Here is a 13,717-nt window from a genome sequence, read left to right as displayed (position 1 = left end):
CGAACAGGCTGCCCATGGTGATTTGTGTTAACCAGGTCATATCATCACCCTTTCATTTGATCGCCGCGGCGATGGTTCGGGTGGTGTTGACGGCAGCCTGCGCCGTATAAACGGCGCTCGTAATATTGGCCTTTGTCGTGGTGTCCAAGCCGAAGCTGCCGGCGATACGGGGCACCTCTCCCGCCGAGAGCATAAGCCCCACGCCCATCAGTGCGTGGTCCTTGAACACCATGAGTCCCGCAATGAGGATGGTGGACTGGAGGAAGGCCGTCAGGCACAAGCCGATGACCTGCCGCATCCAGCCCATAAAGCCGTCCAGATAGCCCCGTGGGACGCTGAACATATAAAGGCTGCCCACCGCGATCTGGATGAGCAGGATGCCCCCGCGTTTCAGGTTGGCGAAAAACACCTTCAGCACCGCGTAGCCCATGAGGATCACGCAAAAGAGGAGCATAATGGGGCTGGTGATGATGCCGAGACCGAAGTGAGAACTGTTTACCACGTCCGAGAGCGTCTGGATCTCGCTGAGCTCCGTTATGATGTCCTGTCCCACCTCACCGATGCTTCGTCCGTAGCCGGTAAGTCCCGCGGAAAAAGTTCCCTGCAGCGACACCGATAAGGCATAGAGCCGGACGGGGACAACGGTGAACAGGCTCACCGCCAGAAAGCCCTTGATGATATTCATCCCGCACTGCTGGAGATTGCCCCTGCCGGTGGAGTATTCGATGCCGCACTCAAAGGCGCAGACCACTACGCTGACCGTAAATAACGCCCACGCGAGGCGTGAGAAAAAGAGGACGATGGCGCTGACCCATTCCAGCTCGAACAGCTCCACGCCCATATTGCCCATGAGGGCAAAGAAGTTGCCGAGAAAGCCCACGATCTGCCCGTAGAACCAATCTACCAACTGATCCAGGACTGTCGCGGCGACAAAATCCCAAATAAATATTTCTGGTCACCTCCTCAAAATGCAGAAAGCCGCCGCCCAGGTGGGCGACGGCCTCGAACAGTCTGTTTCATTTTGTGCTGCTTAGATCCCAATGATATTCCAGATGTATTTCGGTGCAACCAGGCTGAAAATCAGGCAGGCAAAGAGGATAGCGGGGCCGGTCCACTCAAATTGACCTCGCTGGCGGTAGTCAAAATACGCGCCGCCAAGTTTTACAAAGAACGCGATGGCGAGGATCATATCCAGCGCCGGGAACACCACCTTCTCCACCACAGCCTTGATCTGTTTGGCCGCCTCCTTCCATGTCTGCTCCACTGCGCCTGCCACATCGCCGCCCGCGGCAAGGGCGGAGGTGCAGCAGAGCGCGGTCAGGAGCAGGAGCGCCAACGCCAAAATCATGATTTTTTTGTGTTTCAAGATCTTAACCTCCTTAATTTGGGGATGCCGCCCCTTGCGGAGCGGCATCCGTTGTTGTTAGCTCTTAATAACCGGTGCGGGGCAGGGGCTTGCTGGGGGCGTAAACACGGGTGACCCAGCGGGAGGTCGCCATGATCCACTGCCCGTTGTAGACGCCGCCCGCGTCCGACGTGTTGACGAACTGCGTACCGCCGGTGAGCTTGGCAAGGGCCTTGCAGTCCACGCGGGGGGCCTCCACCTGCCGGAAGTTGGCGGGGACAATGCCGAACGATGCCATGAACTCCGTCACATACTCGTTGGCGGCAAGCCCCAGTGCCGCGGGAGAGGCGTCCAGCACATAGTTTTTGGATGTGTTCAGATTATCCGCCAGTGTGCGCCAGCTCTCTCCACCGAGATTCGTGCGATACACGATCTTATAATTTCCAGGGGTATTCCACGTGCCGGTGTAGATGGTCTGGAGCCGAACCGCCTTGACGGGCAGGGTATCGCGCCAGTAGAAGGATTCCAGCGCCGTGGTGGAATTGTTGGCAATACCGGTGAAGTTGTAGCGGACGAGCTGCCCCGGCATGACCTCCACATAGCCGGTTTTCTTGATGGAAACGTTGGTAGACAGGCTCTTGTTGGTCATGCTTGCCTTGACGATCTGACCGGCGTACTCGATCTCCACCTCAATGGGCGTTTTATCCAGCCCGTAAAATTCCGCCGCCTTGGATTCCACGATCTTATACCGCGCCAAAGGCAGGGGTTTACTCACAGCCAAGCCGTTTTTATCCGTCTTGATCGTATCCACCAGCCGATTGGTACGGGCGTTGTAGATTTCAAAGACGGTGTTGGGGATGGGCGTCCCAGCGGGCCAGCCGTTCATAGAGTTGTAGTCGGCGCTGACCTTCGTCACTTGGATCTGTCCGGTGATGGGCGTATTCTTCCATTCGATTTCCGTGGTTTCGCCGGACTTTACATACACGGTCTTTTTCTGCGTGTCGGGGATGTATCCCTCATTTTCAAGCTCACGCAGATAAAAACGGCCAGCGGTCAGGTTTTCAAAGCGGACATAACCGCGGTCATCGCTGGTTTCCTGCGCGATGGGGTTGTTGCCGCTGTCATAGAGAATAAAGGACACGCCGGGGATGCCCTCGCCGGTGACGGCGTTGACCTTGTGGATCAGGATGCCGGAGATGGCCTTGTTGGTGATCTCCAGCGTGGCGGTCTGTCCATCCCTGACCTCGATCCGGTGGGGCGTATCATCCAGACGGTAGCCCTCGGCGGCCTTCAGCTCCGTCACGGTGTACCAGTCGTTTTCCGCTTTGGGGAGATGGATCACGCCGTTTTCATCGGTGGTGTAGGCACCAACGATCTCGCCATCCATTTTCCGGATCTCAAACTGGACGCCGGGGATGCGCTCTCCGGTTTTTTCGTCCTTTTTAATGACGGTAAGCCCGCCCGCGCGGACATTATAAAAGCGAAGGGTCTGTACCTCACCCGCCTTGATGAGAATAGATTTCGGCGCGCCGTCCAGCACAAAGCCATCCACGGTCTTGACCTCCCGCACCGTAACGGTGGTGCCGGGTTCCAGATCATGGATAACGATGCGGCCATGTTCATCGGTGATGAACTCTCCGTTGCTTCTGCCCACAACAGCGCCGCTGCTGTCGGTCACAAGGAAGGTCACGCCCTTCAGCGGCGTTGTGGTGCCCTCGATATACTTTTCAATCACAAGGGTGGTGCTGGGCGTGTTGGTGAAGTGCAGTGTCTGTGTGTCATTGGGATTGACTACCACGGTCTGGGTGCGGCTGGCCTCGTCGATGGTGTAACCGGGAATGGTGGCCGTTTCCGTCACCACCAGCGTCCCTACCACACCATGGATGGTGATTTTGCCGTCCTTGTCGGTGAAGTACAGGCCGTTGCTGCTGATCTGTCCGTTTTCAGCGGGTACAAACTCGCCGGTAGAGGTCGTCACCTTGAAGGTCACGCCCTGCAAAGGCTTCCCAGTGAGGGCGTCCCGCTTGTCGATCACCAGGGTTCCGGCCTTGGAGTTTTTCACGATGACCGTCTGCGTATCGCCGTTTTTGCCGATGACCACGTTTGTGGACACACGATCCATCACATACCCTGTTGGGGCCTTGATCTCGTTGATGACATAAGCACCGGGGGCCAGATTGGTGATCGTGATCTCGCCCTGCCCATCCGTGGTAAAGATGCCGTTCTGCGTCAGGGTCGCGGTGCCGATCACGCCGTCCAGCCCCACCTCACAGCCAGCGGCAGTGGTCACCCGGAACTCCGCGCCGGGAAGGGGCTGACCGGTGGCACTGTCCCGCTTCTGGATGATGAGCTTGCCCTTGGGCTGGTTCTTGAAGGTCAGGCTGACCGTGCGGCCTTCCTTGATCTGAACGGTCTGGGATTGGGTATCAATGATATAGCCGTCTGGAGCCTTCGTTTCCGTCACAATGACGCTCTTGCCGGGTTTCAGGCCGGGGATACGGATCTCGCCGTGCTCATCCGTCCGGAAGATGCCGTTGCTGTCCCCAATCAGCGCACCGTCCGCGTAGGTGATCTTGAATTCCGCGTTGGCGAGAGTCACGCTGGGGTTTACGGAACAGACCTTGCGGATCAGGAGAATGCCGTCCGGGGCGTTGTCAAAACGGACAGTGACCACACTCTGCTCACCGCTGTCCGCCAGATAGATCGTTTCCGAGGCGTTGATGATGCTGTACCCATCAGCAGGGTCAACCTCCTCCACGATATAGGTGCCGCTTTTCAGCCCCGTCCAGATGGCGGTGCCGTTCTTGCCAGTGACCTTCTGCCCAATGGTCGTGCCGCCGGTGCCGGAGGTGCCGCCCAAAAACCGCAGCTGGAAGGCGCAGCCGGGGAGCGCCTCATGGGTCACACTGTCGTACTTCTCGACAACAATGGCGTTCAGCGGGGTATTCTGGAAGGTCAGGGTCTTGCTCTCGCTGCCGTGGAGGATGATCTTCTGGGTGGAGGGTTCCTTCATCTGGAAGCCGGGAGCGGGTTCCACTTCTGTCACGGTGTACTCGCCGGGATAGAGCTGCTTGCCCTGCTCATGGAGCCGGATCTCGCCCTTGGCATCTGTGAGGATATTTCCGTAATCGATGGTGCCGGGAGCCTCGGCGGATTCGCCGCTGCTGGTGTAGGTGATGTGGAACTTGGCTCCCTCCACAGGCGCGCCCGCCACGCTGTCCTCCTTGTAGATGGTGAGCTGGGGCATTTTCCGATTCTTGAAAGTGACATTCACCTCGTCACCGGCGTTCAGGCTGACGGTCTGCTCCCGGTCGGCGTTTTTGCTGGGCAGGTAGTACGGAGCGGGAACAGACTTTTCTGTAATTTTGTAACTGCCGGGGGCCACGCGGTCAGTCACCGTGCCGTCCTCACCGGTGGTCCAATCGGCGGAGAAATCACTGTCGATGCCCTCCACGGTGAACACGGTGCCGGGGATGGGCTTGGAATCCTCCGCGTCGATTTTGGTGACGGTCAGCCGGGGCATTTTCAGGTTTTCAAATACGAGGTTTTGATCGTCACCGGGGCCGAGGTAAATGGTCTGGATCATCTCGCCGCCCACCACATAGGGGTCAGGGACGGATGTTTCCTTTACCTCATAGCTGTCAACAGGGATCGCGGTGAGAACCGCCTTGCCGTCCGGCCCGGTGGTGACGTCCTGATGATAGCCGTAATGGATGCCCTTGATCTCAAAAACCGTGCCGGGGATGGGCTGCTTGGTCTGCTTATCCAGCTTCTGGATGGTCAGATTCGGGAGTTTCAAATCCTTCGCCGTTACGGTCACAGTGCCGCCGCTATTGACGGTAGCCTGATCCACATGGGCGCAGACGGGGGCGGTCAGCTTGGCGTAGGGGGCGGGAGCGCTGACCTCCACAAAGGCGTACATCCCCTCCGTCACGTGGGGGACGGTGATCCTGCCGGACGCGTCTGTGACCTCCGTGCCGACCAGCTGCCCGTCCCGGAGGACGTGGAATACCGCACCGGGGAGGGGGCTGTTGGCGTCGTTCAGCTTGATGAGCTGGATCTTTACCTTCGCGTCATTCTCAAAAACGAGAGATACGTCCCTTTTGCCGTCCCAATAGAATTCCTGACGGACTTTGCCGGCGTCCTTGCTCAGAGAGTAGCCGTTGGGCGGCGTCACTTCTTCCGCCACATAGCTGCCGATGGGCATGGTATCCCAAGGCACATCCGTGAGTGCGCCGCCCGCTCCGGTGGTATAGGTGCCGGTGAAATTGTTATCCACGCCGGTGATCTTGATGACCGCGCCCGCGAGACCTCTGGTGGGATCGTCCGCGTCCACCTTGCGGATCTTGCCGCTGGCGGTGACGGTGGGGGTATCCGTAAAGGTGATCGTCACGGTGCTGCTGCCGCTGTTCGGCAGGACCACATATTCAGGCCCCGCGTTGTCGATCTCGTAGCCGTTCGGAGCCACCGTTTCCGTTACAGCGTAGGTTCCGGCGTCCAAGGGAGAGACGGTATAGGTGCCATCCGCGCCGGTGACGATGTCCCTGGAGAAGGAGCCGTTGGTGGATTCCACATGGAACCGCGCTCCGGCAAGGCCCTTGGTGGGGTTGGTGGCGTCCACCTTCTTGATCACCAGCTTGTACTGCTCGTTTGTGACGGTAAGACTGCCGATCATAACGCTCTGGACGGTGCTGGCGGGGTGGGCGGCAGAGCCCGCGCCGGTGAAGGAATACTCTTTTACGGCGCAATCGCCCCAAACATCCTGCTTGCCAAGATCCAGGATATATTTCGCCCGGTCCCGGAATGTGGCGCCGTCGCAGGTCTGGTCGATGCTGGTATAACTTGCGCCCTTCAGCGAGTTCCAGACGTACATCAATTCCTCCGCACAGGCAGTGGCGGGATCACCCAGGGAGCCGTCCTTATACCGCCACACGATTGCCTGCACCCAGGCGTTCATGTACCAGCTATAACCGGAATCCCAGATGTCATCCACGCCAAGGGCGTGGGCCTTGTCCGTGAAGATGCCGAGAGAGTGGGCGTAGTAATAGGCCATCATCATTTTAACGGTGGGATCGGTGACGGGCTTCGGATCGCCCCAGGTCTGTCCGATCAGGGAGGTGCCCATGCCGCCGCCCTTCGTCCCGCAGAAGCCCACGGAGGTCTTTCCGGCCACGCCGTAATACATCTGGTGCATTGTGCATCTGCCAAGGCTGGCAGACTGATAGGAAACACCGCTCATGCCGAACCGCTCCAGCTTGATGGTGTCGGCCCCCGCCGCAAGCGCGGCAGTGGGGAGCAGGCCGAGGACGCAGATCAGGGCCAGCAGCATCGCGGTCACGCGATTTTTCAATGAATGCCATGTCTTTTTCATCGTTATTTGACCTTTCTTTTTAGATTTGCTCATAAGATTTGCTCATAAAAAATGGCCTTCCGGCAATGCTGGAAGGCCATGTGAGCATATTGTGTTATGCGTAGGTTATGCGTAGGGATTGTGCGCGTTGGGATCACCGGCGAACAGGAAGCAGATCGTTCCGCCCTCATCAGTTGAGATCCCAACGCCGATGGTGTCGCAATCAGGGTTTATCATCGTCTGGAAGTGGCCGGGAGAATTCCGCCAATTCTCTACCGCCCGCCCTGCGATCTCAGAGGCGGGCACATTTGCGAATGCGGTGATGTTCGATCCAAATCCATGGGGATACCCAGCAGCCGCAACCGTCTCGCACTCCACCTTATTCTGGTGGTATGTGACACGCAGGGACGCGCAATGCTGCGCCGCGTCCATCAGAGCCGCGTTGACCGTCAGCTCCGACACACCGTTTTCCCGGCGCACCTGGTTGACCAGCCGGACGATCTCCTGCCGTGCCGCGTCTGTCTGACTGGCGCCGGATTCCGGGACGCTTGCGCTCTGTTTGCCATCGGCCACTGTCAGCGTTAAAGCGGCGGTTTTGCCATGCTGATCGGTCACGACCACATCGGCTGTGCCGCTGCTGACCGCGATAGCGGTCCAGAAGCCGGAGGTATTTTCAACGCGGATGATGTCGGGCCGTGTGGAGACCACGCTTTTTATTTCCTCACTGGGACTGATATTCAAGCCGCTGCGGTCTCCGGGGCGGAGGGTGCTGCCCTTGTAGCTGCTGACGCGGATACCGGATGCGGCAGGGGCGATCCCCGTGTATGGATGCCCGGTGTCGATTTGGACTCCGGCGTTCCAATACACATTGAAACCGACCTGTTCGCCCATGTCCCGCAGCTTCACATAGTTGTGTCCCGCAATGTTGTAGGCTTCCATTTCCACCTGTTGACCATCCACAAAGATGGGCTGCCAGGTAGGTTCCGCCGTGATCCCGGCCGCGACCGCGATAGAGCCGCCGGTCAGTGCCGCGCCGATCACCATGCCGGTGAGCATCATACTGACATTCTTTCTCACATTTTTGCTCTCGTTCATCTTTCTGCCTCCATTCTAACTGTGTATGTGTGAAAATCTTCTTCGCAGCTTCACCATATCACAAGTAAGGGGCAGAAGTCGAACAGAACTGATTCGGCAAAAGGGAGAAAGATTCAGACCTCCGCTGCGGTGACACACCACCGCTGGTCCCGCTGGTTGCGGACGCAGGTGTAGAGCGTCAGCATATTTTCGCCGGAGTCCGCAAGACCACTGCGGTCTGTCTCGCTGACCTTGAAAACATCCGTTACCTTGTAAGTACGGGTGCCCAGCTTGGTGGTCAGGGTAATTTTGTCTCCGATGTCCAGCGTGTGGATCTGGCCGAAGTAGCTGTTGGCGCCGCGGTTATGGGCGGCGAGGCAGACGTTGCCGTTCCAGATGGAGGTGTCCTCAAAGTGCCCGACGCCCTTGGCAAGCATCTTGCTGTCCGTTCCCTGATAAATGCGGACGCTCAGATCCAGCGCGGGGATCTCCAGCCTGCCGAGGGAGCCTTTTTTGTAGTAGAGGTCGCTTGTCACCTCCGTGAACAGCACGGCGGGCTGATAGCCGCTGCCGCCATTCACCGTGCTGCCGGGTGTGACAACGCCGATGGCGCTGCCGCCAATGACCGCGCCGGACGCGGGAATACCGCCGGGGGCAAGGTTGGGCGTGAGGTACTCGCCGGCGTGGAGGGCGTTCATGCTCTCCGAGCCAAATGCAGGCGGAATGAGCGCGGCGTTTTTGCTCATGTCGGCGTTTTTCGTAGCGCCGCCATCCGCCGTGTGGATGACCTCAATAGATGTATCCCTGCCAAAGTCAAAGTCCTTCGGAGGGGCAATGCTGTATTCCAGCGCCGAGGCACTGGCCGCAAGGGATGCCATCATACTGACGGCAAGCGCGAAAGTCAAAATCTTTTTCATTCTGTATCCTCCTCATCCGCGTTTTCTTTTCTGTGCTTCACCAGCAGTGCGCCGCCGACACACGCACCTGCCGCAGCCACGACACCGATGGGGATGAGCACATAAGACCAACGGAACGCGGACGCTGTGGCGGGTGTCTCCGCAGGCTCCGTGGGCTGGATGGGCGTTCCCTCAAAGATGGCAACATAGCGGACTCGGTTCAAGGCAATCCGGCTGACGGTCCCAGCGTAGTCCGCCGTGACGGTGTAGCCCTTGACATAGCTGCTGGTGGCACTGCCGGAATAGGTGGCAACGGCCGTGTAGCGATCCGCCACGGCGTAGCCGTCCAGATTGGCGGTATTGTCCGTCTGCCACTGGATGTCCGTGAGCGTCAGGGTCTTGCCGTTTTCCGTAATGGTTTTGGGAAGATACTGCGTATCCTGCTCGGCAAGGTTAGGATAGCTGCGCTTGGTGGTGATTTCCTTGGTGGAGCTGCCGTAGCCGGACGGCTCCACCTGCACGGTATCAAGTCGGAGTGTCAGGGTTCCCATAAGCCCGTCATCCGTGATGAATTCCCGCTCCTGCGGCAGCAGCGCCAATACAGATTCCATATCTTTTTTGGCACTTTCAACGGAAATGTGCTCCGTGTGCTGGCGGCTCTCATTTTCCGGAAGTTCCTGCTTCAGAAGGTCCGTCAGGGTGTAGTGAAAGCCGTCCTGACGGAAGTCCGAGCGGGGGATACCGGCAGGATCGTCTTCGGGGCTCAGATCATAGATCTTTTTCAGTTCCGTGCCATCGTCACCGCGAACGATGGCGGTGGGGTAGCAGACCTTGGCGTTCGGTACCGCAGGCTCAAAGTCCGCCGCCAGCGCGGTGGGCGTCAGCGTCAAGGTCAGGCACAGCGCCGCGGCGCAAAGGGAAAGCATTCGTTTCATGTTGTTATCCTCTTTTCTTCATTTTATAGTGATCTCTTGTCTGCTCCAGCAGGAGGTCATATTCCCAAGGCTCCACTTCTAAGGAGAGGTAGGCCCCATCCTTCGTCATGCCGTCCACCCGATAGCGCAGCACCAGAGGAAGCTGCCGCTGCTTTTTCACATCCTGGGGCGAGAGCCAGCCAACGCCGCCCACAAAGACGGAGCGGATGGCAGACTCATAGTTTTCCTCATAGCCCTGCCAGAGAAGGGCCTCCCGCAGTTCTTTCCGCAGCTTCTTGCGCTGGGGAACGGGGATCAGGCGCTCCGGCTCCAGCAGAAAGCGGGGACGCAGGCTTTCCAAGCAAACATCCAGCGCGTCTTTCAGGGCAGCGTTCTTTTTCGTCAAGCCGCCGTGCCAGTGATCTGCCGCCAGCACATCCTCGCCCTGGGCATCGCCGGGGAAAAGACGCACACAGCGGATGAGCTCATAGGCGTGGGCATCATCCGCCATGCCGAGGACGCGGGCCCCATCCATAGGGAGAGACCGGTAATGGGAGATCGCATCATTCAACGCGGAAAAACGTTTCACACCCCAGCCGGGTCTTCCGGGGCGGAGATCGTCCACGGTGTAATAGGTCATGCTCATGCAAATATCCTCCTCACTTCATTTTCATACCGCCCATAGTGGGGGCGTCCGTCTGTTCCTGTGTCATCATCTCCTCCAGTTTTTCCCGCGCCCAGTCGGGCAGGAACTTGTCATCCAGTACGCCGATGAAATCCTCCCGGTTCCATCTGGCTGTTTCACCGTCCGAGAGGCAGGTGGCAAAGACTGCTCGACCACTGGAATGCGGCTCGCAGCCAAAACCGCTCCGAGCATACCAGAGCTGGTTTTCCTGCCCCCAATACTGCTCCCGCAGCGCCTCCGGCGACAGCACCAGCACCTTGCCGGTGAAGTCCTGCTTCGCGCGGTCACCAACGCAGTGCTCCGCGCCAAACAGATTTAACGCCTGCACCGCTTTGCGGTAGAAAGTGACGAAGCCATCCAGCACGGCCGGATGGCTTCGGACAACAAAGTCGCTGTTGCGGTTGATGTCTTTGGGGATACAGACGCGCTCCGCCCACTGCTTGTTGGCATGTCCGAAGCGCCCGTCCCACTTGAGCTCGTGCAGGGTGTTGGCAAGCACCCACGCGGTGCGCTTGTAGCCGTATTCCTCCAGCACCGGCGTGATACAGTCCTTGTCCAGATGCATTCCGTCGAAATTCTGACGGATGGCGTCCTCGATGGTGTTGCGGCAGGCGATGTTCGCCTTGTGGCTCTCCCGCCAGAGAGGAAGCTCGTCCCGATCTCTCGCCTCGGCGGAGGAATAGGGGTAGAGATAGGTGTCATTCATTCTGAGATCTCCTCCTTTTCCAGCAGGCGGCATACTCCCTCCATCCGCACACCGGAATCCTCCAGCATGGTGCGAACATCATCGTCCAGCTCGTCGATGAGCACATCCGCGGCGGTTTTCTCCGCTGCCTGCACGATGATTCTGCCCTCCTCTACAAAGGACTCCAGCGCGGCAGTGGGCGAGATCCCCGCCTCCGCCAGCTGACAGGGTGGAATTTCAAGGCCGGAGCATTGGGGTTTGCGTTCACAGGCGCCGCACGCCGTTTCCGTCATTCCGGTCTCCATCGCCATCTGGCTTCGCTCCGCCAGACGGGAGATCAGCTGCGGCGTTACGGTGGAAAGCAGAGAAATGGTTTTCAGCAGCTCTGCCACGGTGGGATCTCCCGGCAGCAGCAGAACACAGCCGCTGTCGGTATGGAGGATCAGGTCGCTGACATCTGCAAGGTCGGAGAGCTGCAGCGCGGCGCGGGGGATGGTAAGGGTCTTGTTTGCGGGGTCATGGTTCAAATGGAATTTCATGATGTTTGCCTCCTCTTTTTTTGATTTGTTTAACATTTCAATGGGCACTTTGGCTCGTGGATCATCTCATAGCGGGTATCGCCGTCACCGCCCAGCAGGTTTTCCAAGGAGAGCTGCCAGCAAGCCTTACGGGGATCATAGTTCGTGATGATGATTTCCTCATATTCACTTCCTGCCTTTTGCGACATACTATTTGGGCGCGAGGTCCGGAAAATAAAGCAGCCATCTTGATAGAGATCGCAAATGTATTCCTGATAGTTATACGAAACAATAAAGTACCCCTCACTCCCGATGAGCACATCGTGAAGCCGCTGGTGATCCTTCAGCGGAAACTCTACCGGATAGCAGCCCTCTGCCATATAGTAGGGCGGATCGCAGTAAAGTACGGCATTCTTCCTGTCATATTGGCGAATCAGCTCCTCAAAGTCCTTATTCTCAATGACAACATTGGCCAGCCTGCGGGAGCACTCCCAAATCAGATGGAAGAAGCGGCGGATATCGCAGGGCTTACCGCCAAAGGACTTGGCGCCGCCGCTGAAACTGTATCGCACCAGCTTGAAGTAATCCGCGGCACGTCGAATATCTCCGCGTGGCGCGCGTTCCAACATGAGGGCACGGATGGCTTCCGCGTCGGGAGGATCTAAGAATACCTCAGTCAGATCCATTTCCTCCTGCAGATAATCATCCGTGATCTCATCCTTTGAGAAAAATTTATAGAGGACGTTGAAGTCATCCCGTGTGTTCAGCGGCAGGAACCCCAATTCCGCTAAGAGCGCCATGGTACGGTTTTTCACGCAGCAGAAGAGGTTCGTTAGATTTCCGTTGTAGTCATTGTAGACCTCCATACAGCCCCGCTGGATAGGACGGCTCATTGTCACTGTGCCGCTGCCGCCGAATACATCGATGAAACGCTTATAGTGGTCCGGCATCAGCTTGTTGATGATCCACAGCAGCTTGCCCTTGCCGCCTACCCAGGGGATAAAGCTGTTCAAGATGCACCTTCTTTCAAAGGAAAAGCATCCAGTGACCGCTCTAATCCGCGTCTTGCTGCCGCAAGTCCATTTTCCATGTTTTGAAGCTGCTGAATCGTGGAGTAGACTTCACCGGCAGTCGCCGCGTAGAAGTATCCGCATCGATCGCTCCCAATAGGAACACCCTTGCGTCTCATACGATTTACAAGTTTTCGAAGATCTGTTCCGCTAATCCCTATAGCCGCTTCCAGCGCAGCGCTGCTCGCACTGTACCTTCGCCCGGTACATGCTCCTTTCAGATAACTCAATAATTTTTCTTCTCGCATTTTTGCTCCTTTCCGGGGTTGTACTCCCGGAGGAAGGGACAATGCGCAAAAAAGAAGGGGCCGCTTTCCCCCTCCGGGAATACGGCCCCTAAGTGTGATTGTTTTTCTGAATGTTCCGTTCTTACGGAACGGTAATCGCCCCGTGTGCTCCTGTGAAACAAACGCCATCTCCCATATAATTTAAGAACGGATACCGTTCAAAAGGAGATTGCGTATGGATCAGGTCGCATTGGGTAAACGGATCAAGGCCGCTCGCGAGCGAGTCGGCATGACGCAGGAAGATCTTGCTGCCGCTGTGGATTATAGCGTGGATCATGTGAGCGTTGTAGAGCGGGGCGTGAAGCCGCCAAAGCTGGAAAAGCTGGTTGCCATTGCCAACGTGCTCAATGTTGGGACAGACGAGCTTCTTCAGGACAGTTTGAACGCGGCGACGATGCTCCGAGCCACGGAGCTCTCCGAGCGTTTGAAGACGCTTTCCCCGGACGGGCAGCGTAAGGTGATGAATGTGCTGGAGGCGTTGATCACCGAATTCCAGTAACACTACGACAGAGGTTTGCTTTTTGCAGACCTCTGTTTTTTTCGACTGCGTTCGACATATTTCCCGTAGACTCCTGTGGTATTGTAGTTCCATAAGAACGATAATCGTTCTAAAAACAAGGAGTGAACAATATGAAACAAATGAATGTTCGTGCCGAAGCAGCTCTGCTGGAAGTAGCCTGCAGACACCATACCACCGTGGAAGAGGTGCGCAGGGAGATCCGTCTGGCTATGGCGATGGCAATGTGTAGCCCTGACCCTGCCACGCGGAAAATCTGGGGTGAGATCCCATGTGATGGAAACGTCCTCACGCCGGAGGATCTCATCACCTATGCCGCGATGCGATGCCGGGAAGGGGAGTGCTGAAAGTTTCTTGCCCGTTTTACGGGTCAAGG

Annotated in this window: 13 protein-coding genes; 2 read left to right on the top strand and 11 right to left on the bottom strand. The window is 57.5% G+C overall.

Translation table 11 applies throughout. From position 1 onward, the window contains the following. Nucleotides 1-52 precede the first annotated feature (52 nt). The 11 genes from H8Z83_RS02185 to H8Z83_RS02135 form a co-directional block, all read right to left on the bottom strand. Complete coding sequence (locus H8Z83_RS02185; RefSeq protein WP_187013563.1) at nt 53-949, bottom strand: conjugal transfer protein TrbL family protein; 897 nt, start codon at nt 947-949, stop codon at nt 53-55. Nucleotides 950-1,030: 81 nt separating this feature from the next. Further along, entirely contained in the window at nt 1,031-1,366 is a 336-nt protein-coding gene (locus H8Z83_RS02180) for a DUF3852 domain-containing protein (RefSeq protein WP_187013534.1), read from the bottom strand. A gap of 64 nt (nt 1,367-1,430) precedes the next feature. Continuing rightward, the gene (locus tag H8Z83_RS02175) at nt 1,431-6,716 is read right to left on the bottom strand and encodes an MSCRAMM family protein (protein WP_187013533.1); all 5,286 of its coding nucleotides are present in this window, start codon (nt 6,714-6,716) and stop codon (nt 1,431-1,433) included. 105 nt (nt 6,717-6,821) lie between these two features. Then, on the bottom strand, nt 6,822-7,790 hold the full coding sequence (locus H8Z83_RS02170; RefSeq protein WP_187013532.1) for a CAP domain-containing protein: 969 nt from the start codon (nt 7,788-7,790) through the stop codon (nt 6,822-6,824). 113 nt (nt 7,791-7,903) lie between these two features. Then, nucleotides 7,904-8,686 carry a class D sortase gene (locus H8Z83_RS02165; RefSeq protein ID WP_187013531.1) on the bottom strand — a complete coding sequence of 261 codons (783 nt, stop codon included), beginning with the start codon at nt 8,684-8,686 and terminating at the stop codon, nt 7,904-7,906. After that, nucleotides 8,683-9,600 (bottom strand): cell wall anchor protein, encoded by a 918-nt coding sequence (locus H8Z83_RS02160; protein WP_187013530.1) that lies wholly within the window; start codon nt 9,598-9,600, stop codon nt 8,683-8,685. The genes H8Z83_RS02165 and H8Z83_RS02160 overlap by 4 nt, the downstream gene beginning before the upstream one ends. A gap of 4 nt (nt 9,601-9,604) precedes the next feature. Beyond that, on the bottom strand, nt 9,605-10,225 hold the full coding sequence (locus H8Z83_RS02155) for a hypothetical protein (RefSeq protein ID WP_187013529.1): 621 nt from the start codon (nt 10,223-10,225) through the stop codon (nt 9,605-9,607). Between the two features lie 13 nt (nt 10,226-10,238). After that, nucleotides 10,239-10,970, bottom strand: a complete 732-nt coding sequence (locus H8Z83_RS02150; protein ID WP_187013528.1) for a DUF3849 domain-containing protein — start codon at nt 10,968-10,970, stop codon at nt 10,239-10,241. Continuing rightward, entirely contained in the window at nt 10,967-11,488 is a 522-nt protein-coding gene (locus H8Z83_RS02145) for a hypothetical protein (RefSeq protein ID WP_187013527.1), read from the bottom strand. The genes H8Z83_RS02150 and H8Z83_RS02145 overlap by 4 nt, the downstream gene beginning before the upstream one ends. Before the next feature lie 29 nt (nt 11,489-11,517). After that, entirely contained in the window at nt 11,518-12,480 is a 963-nt protein-coding gene (locus tag H8Z83_RS02140) for a DNA adenine methylase (RefSeq protein ID WP_243184678.1), read from the bottom strand. Further along, entirely contained in the window at nt 12,477-12,785 is a 309-nt protein-coding gene (locus H8Z83_RS02135; RefSeq protein ID WP_187013526.1) for a hypothetical protein, read from the bottom strand. The genes H8Z83_RS02140 and H8Z83_RS02135 overlap by 4 nt, the downstream gene beginning before the upstream one ends. 214 nt (nt 12,786-12,999) lie before the next feature. Between H8Z83_RS02135 and H8Z83_RS02130 the strand changes: the two genes are divergently transcribed. Then, nucleotides 13,000-13,323: a helix-turn-helix domain-containing protein gene (locus tag H8Z83_RS02130; RefSeq protein ID WP_187013525.1), complete on the top strand. Its 324-nt coding sequence runs from the start codon at nt 13,000-13,002 to the stop codon at nt 13,321-13,323. 131 nt (nt 13,324-13,454) lie between these two features. Beyond that, nucleotides 13,455-13,688 (top strand): sporulation initiation factor Spo0A, encoded by a 234-nt coding sequence (locus H8Z83_RS02125; protein ID WP_187013524.1) that lies wholly within the window; start codon nt 13,455-13,457, stop codon nt 13,686-13,688. Nucleotides 13,689-13,717 lie beyond the last annotated feature (29 nt).

The sequence above is a fragment of the Dysosmobacter segnis genome (assembly GCF_014297285.1).
GTDB lineage: Bacteria > Bacillota > Clostridia > Oscillospirales > Oscillospiraceae > Oscillibacter > Oscillibacter segnis.
The sequence above is the reverse complement of the archived record's forward strand: the minus strand, read 5'-3'. Positions and strand labels throughout refer to the sequence as shown.

Coding starts and splice junctions, on each gene's coding strand:
- H8Z83_RS02175 (WP_187013533.1), bottom strand. CDS start 6,716: ATGAAAAAGACATGGCATTCATTGAAAAATCGCGTGACCGCGATGCTG.
- H8Z83_RS02170 (WP_187013532.1), bottom strand. CDS start 7,790: ATGAACGAGAGCAAAAATGTGAGAAAGAATGTCAGTATGATGCTCACC.
- H8Z83_RS02165 (WP_187013531.1), bottom strand. CDS start 8,686: ATGAAAAAGATTTTGACTTTCGCGCTTGCCGTCAGTATGATGGCATCC.
- H8Z83_RS02160 (WP_187013530.1), bottom strand. CDS start 9,600: ATGAAACGAATGCTTTCCCTTTGCGCCGCGGCGCTGTGCCTGACCTTG.
- H8Z83_RS02155 (WP_187013529.1), bottom strand. CDS start 10,225: ATGAGCATGACCTATTACACCGTGGACGATCTCCGCCCCGGAAGACCC.
- H8Z83_RS02150 (WP_187013528.1), bottom strand. CDS start 10,970: ATGAATGACACCTATCTCTACCCCTATTCCTCCGCCGAGGCGAGAGAT.
- H8Z83_RS02145 (WP_187013527.1), bottom strand. CDS start 11,488: ATGAAATTCCATTTGAACCATGACCCCGCAAACAAGACCCTTACCATC.
- H8Z83_RS02135 (WP_187013526.1), bottom strand. CDS start 12,785: ATGCGAGAAGAAAAATTATTGAGTTATCTGAAAGGAGCATGTACCGGG.
- H8Z83_RS02130 (WP_187013525.1), top strand. CDS start 13,000: ATGGATCAGGTCGCATTGGGTAAACGGATCAAGGCCGCTCGCGAGCGA.
- H8Z83_RS02125 (WP_187013524.1), top strand. CDS start 13,455: ATGAAACAAATGAATGTTCGTGCCGAAGCAGCTCTGCTGGAAGTAGCC.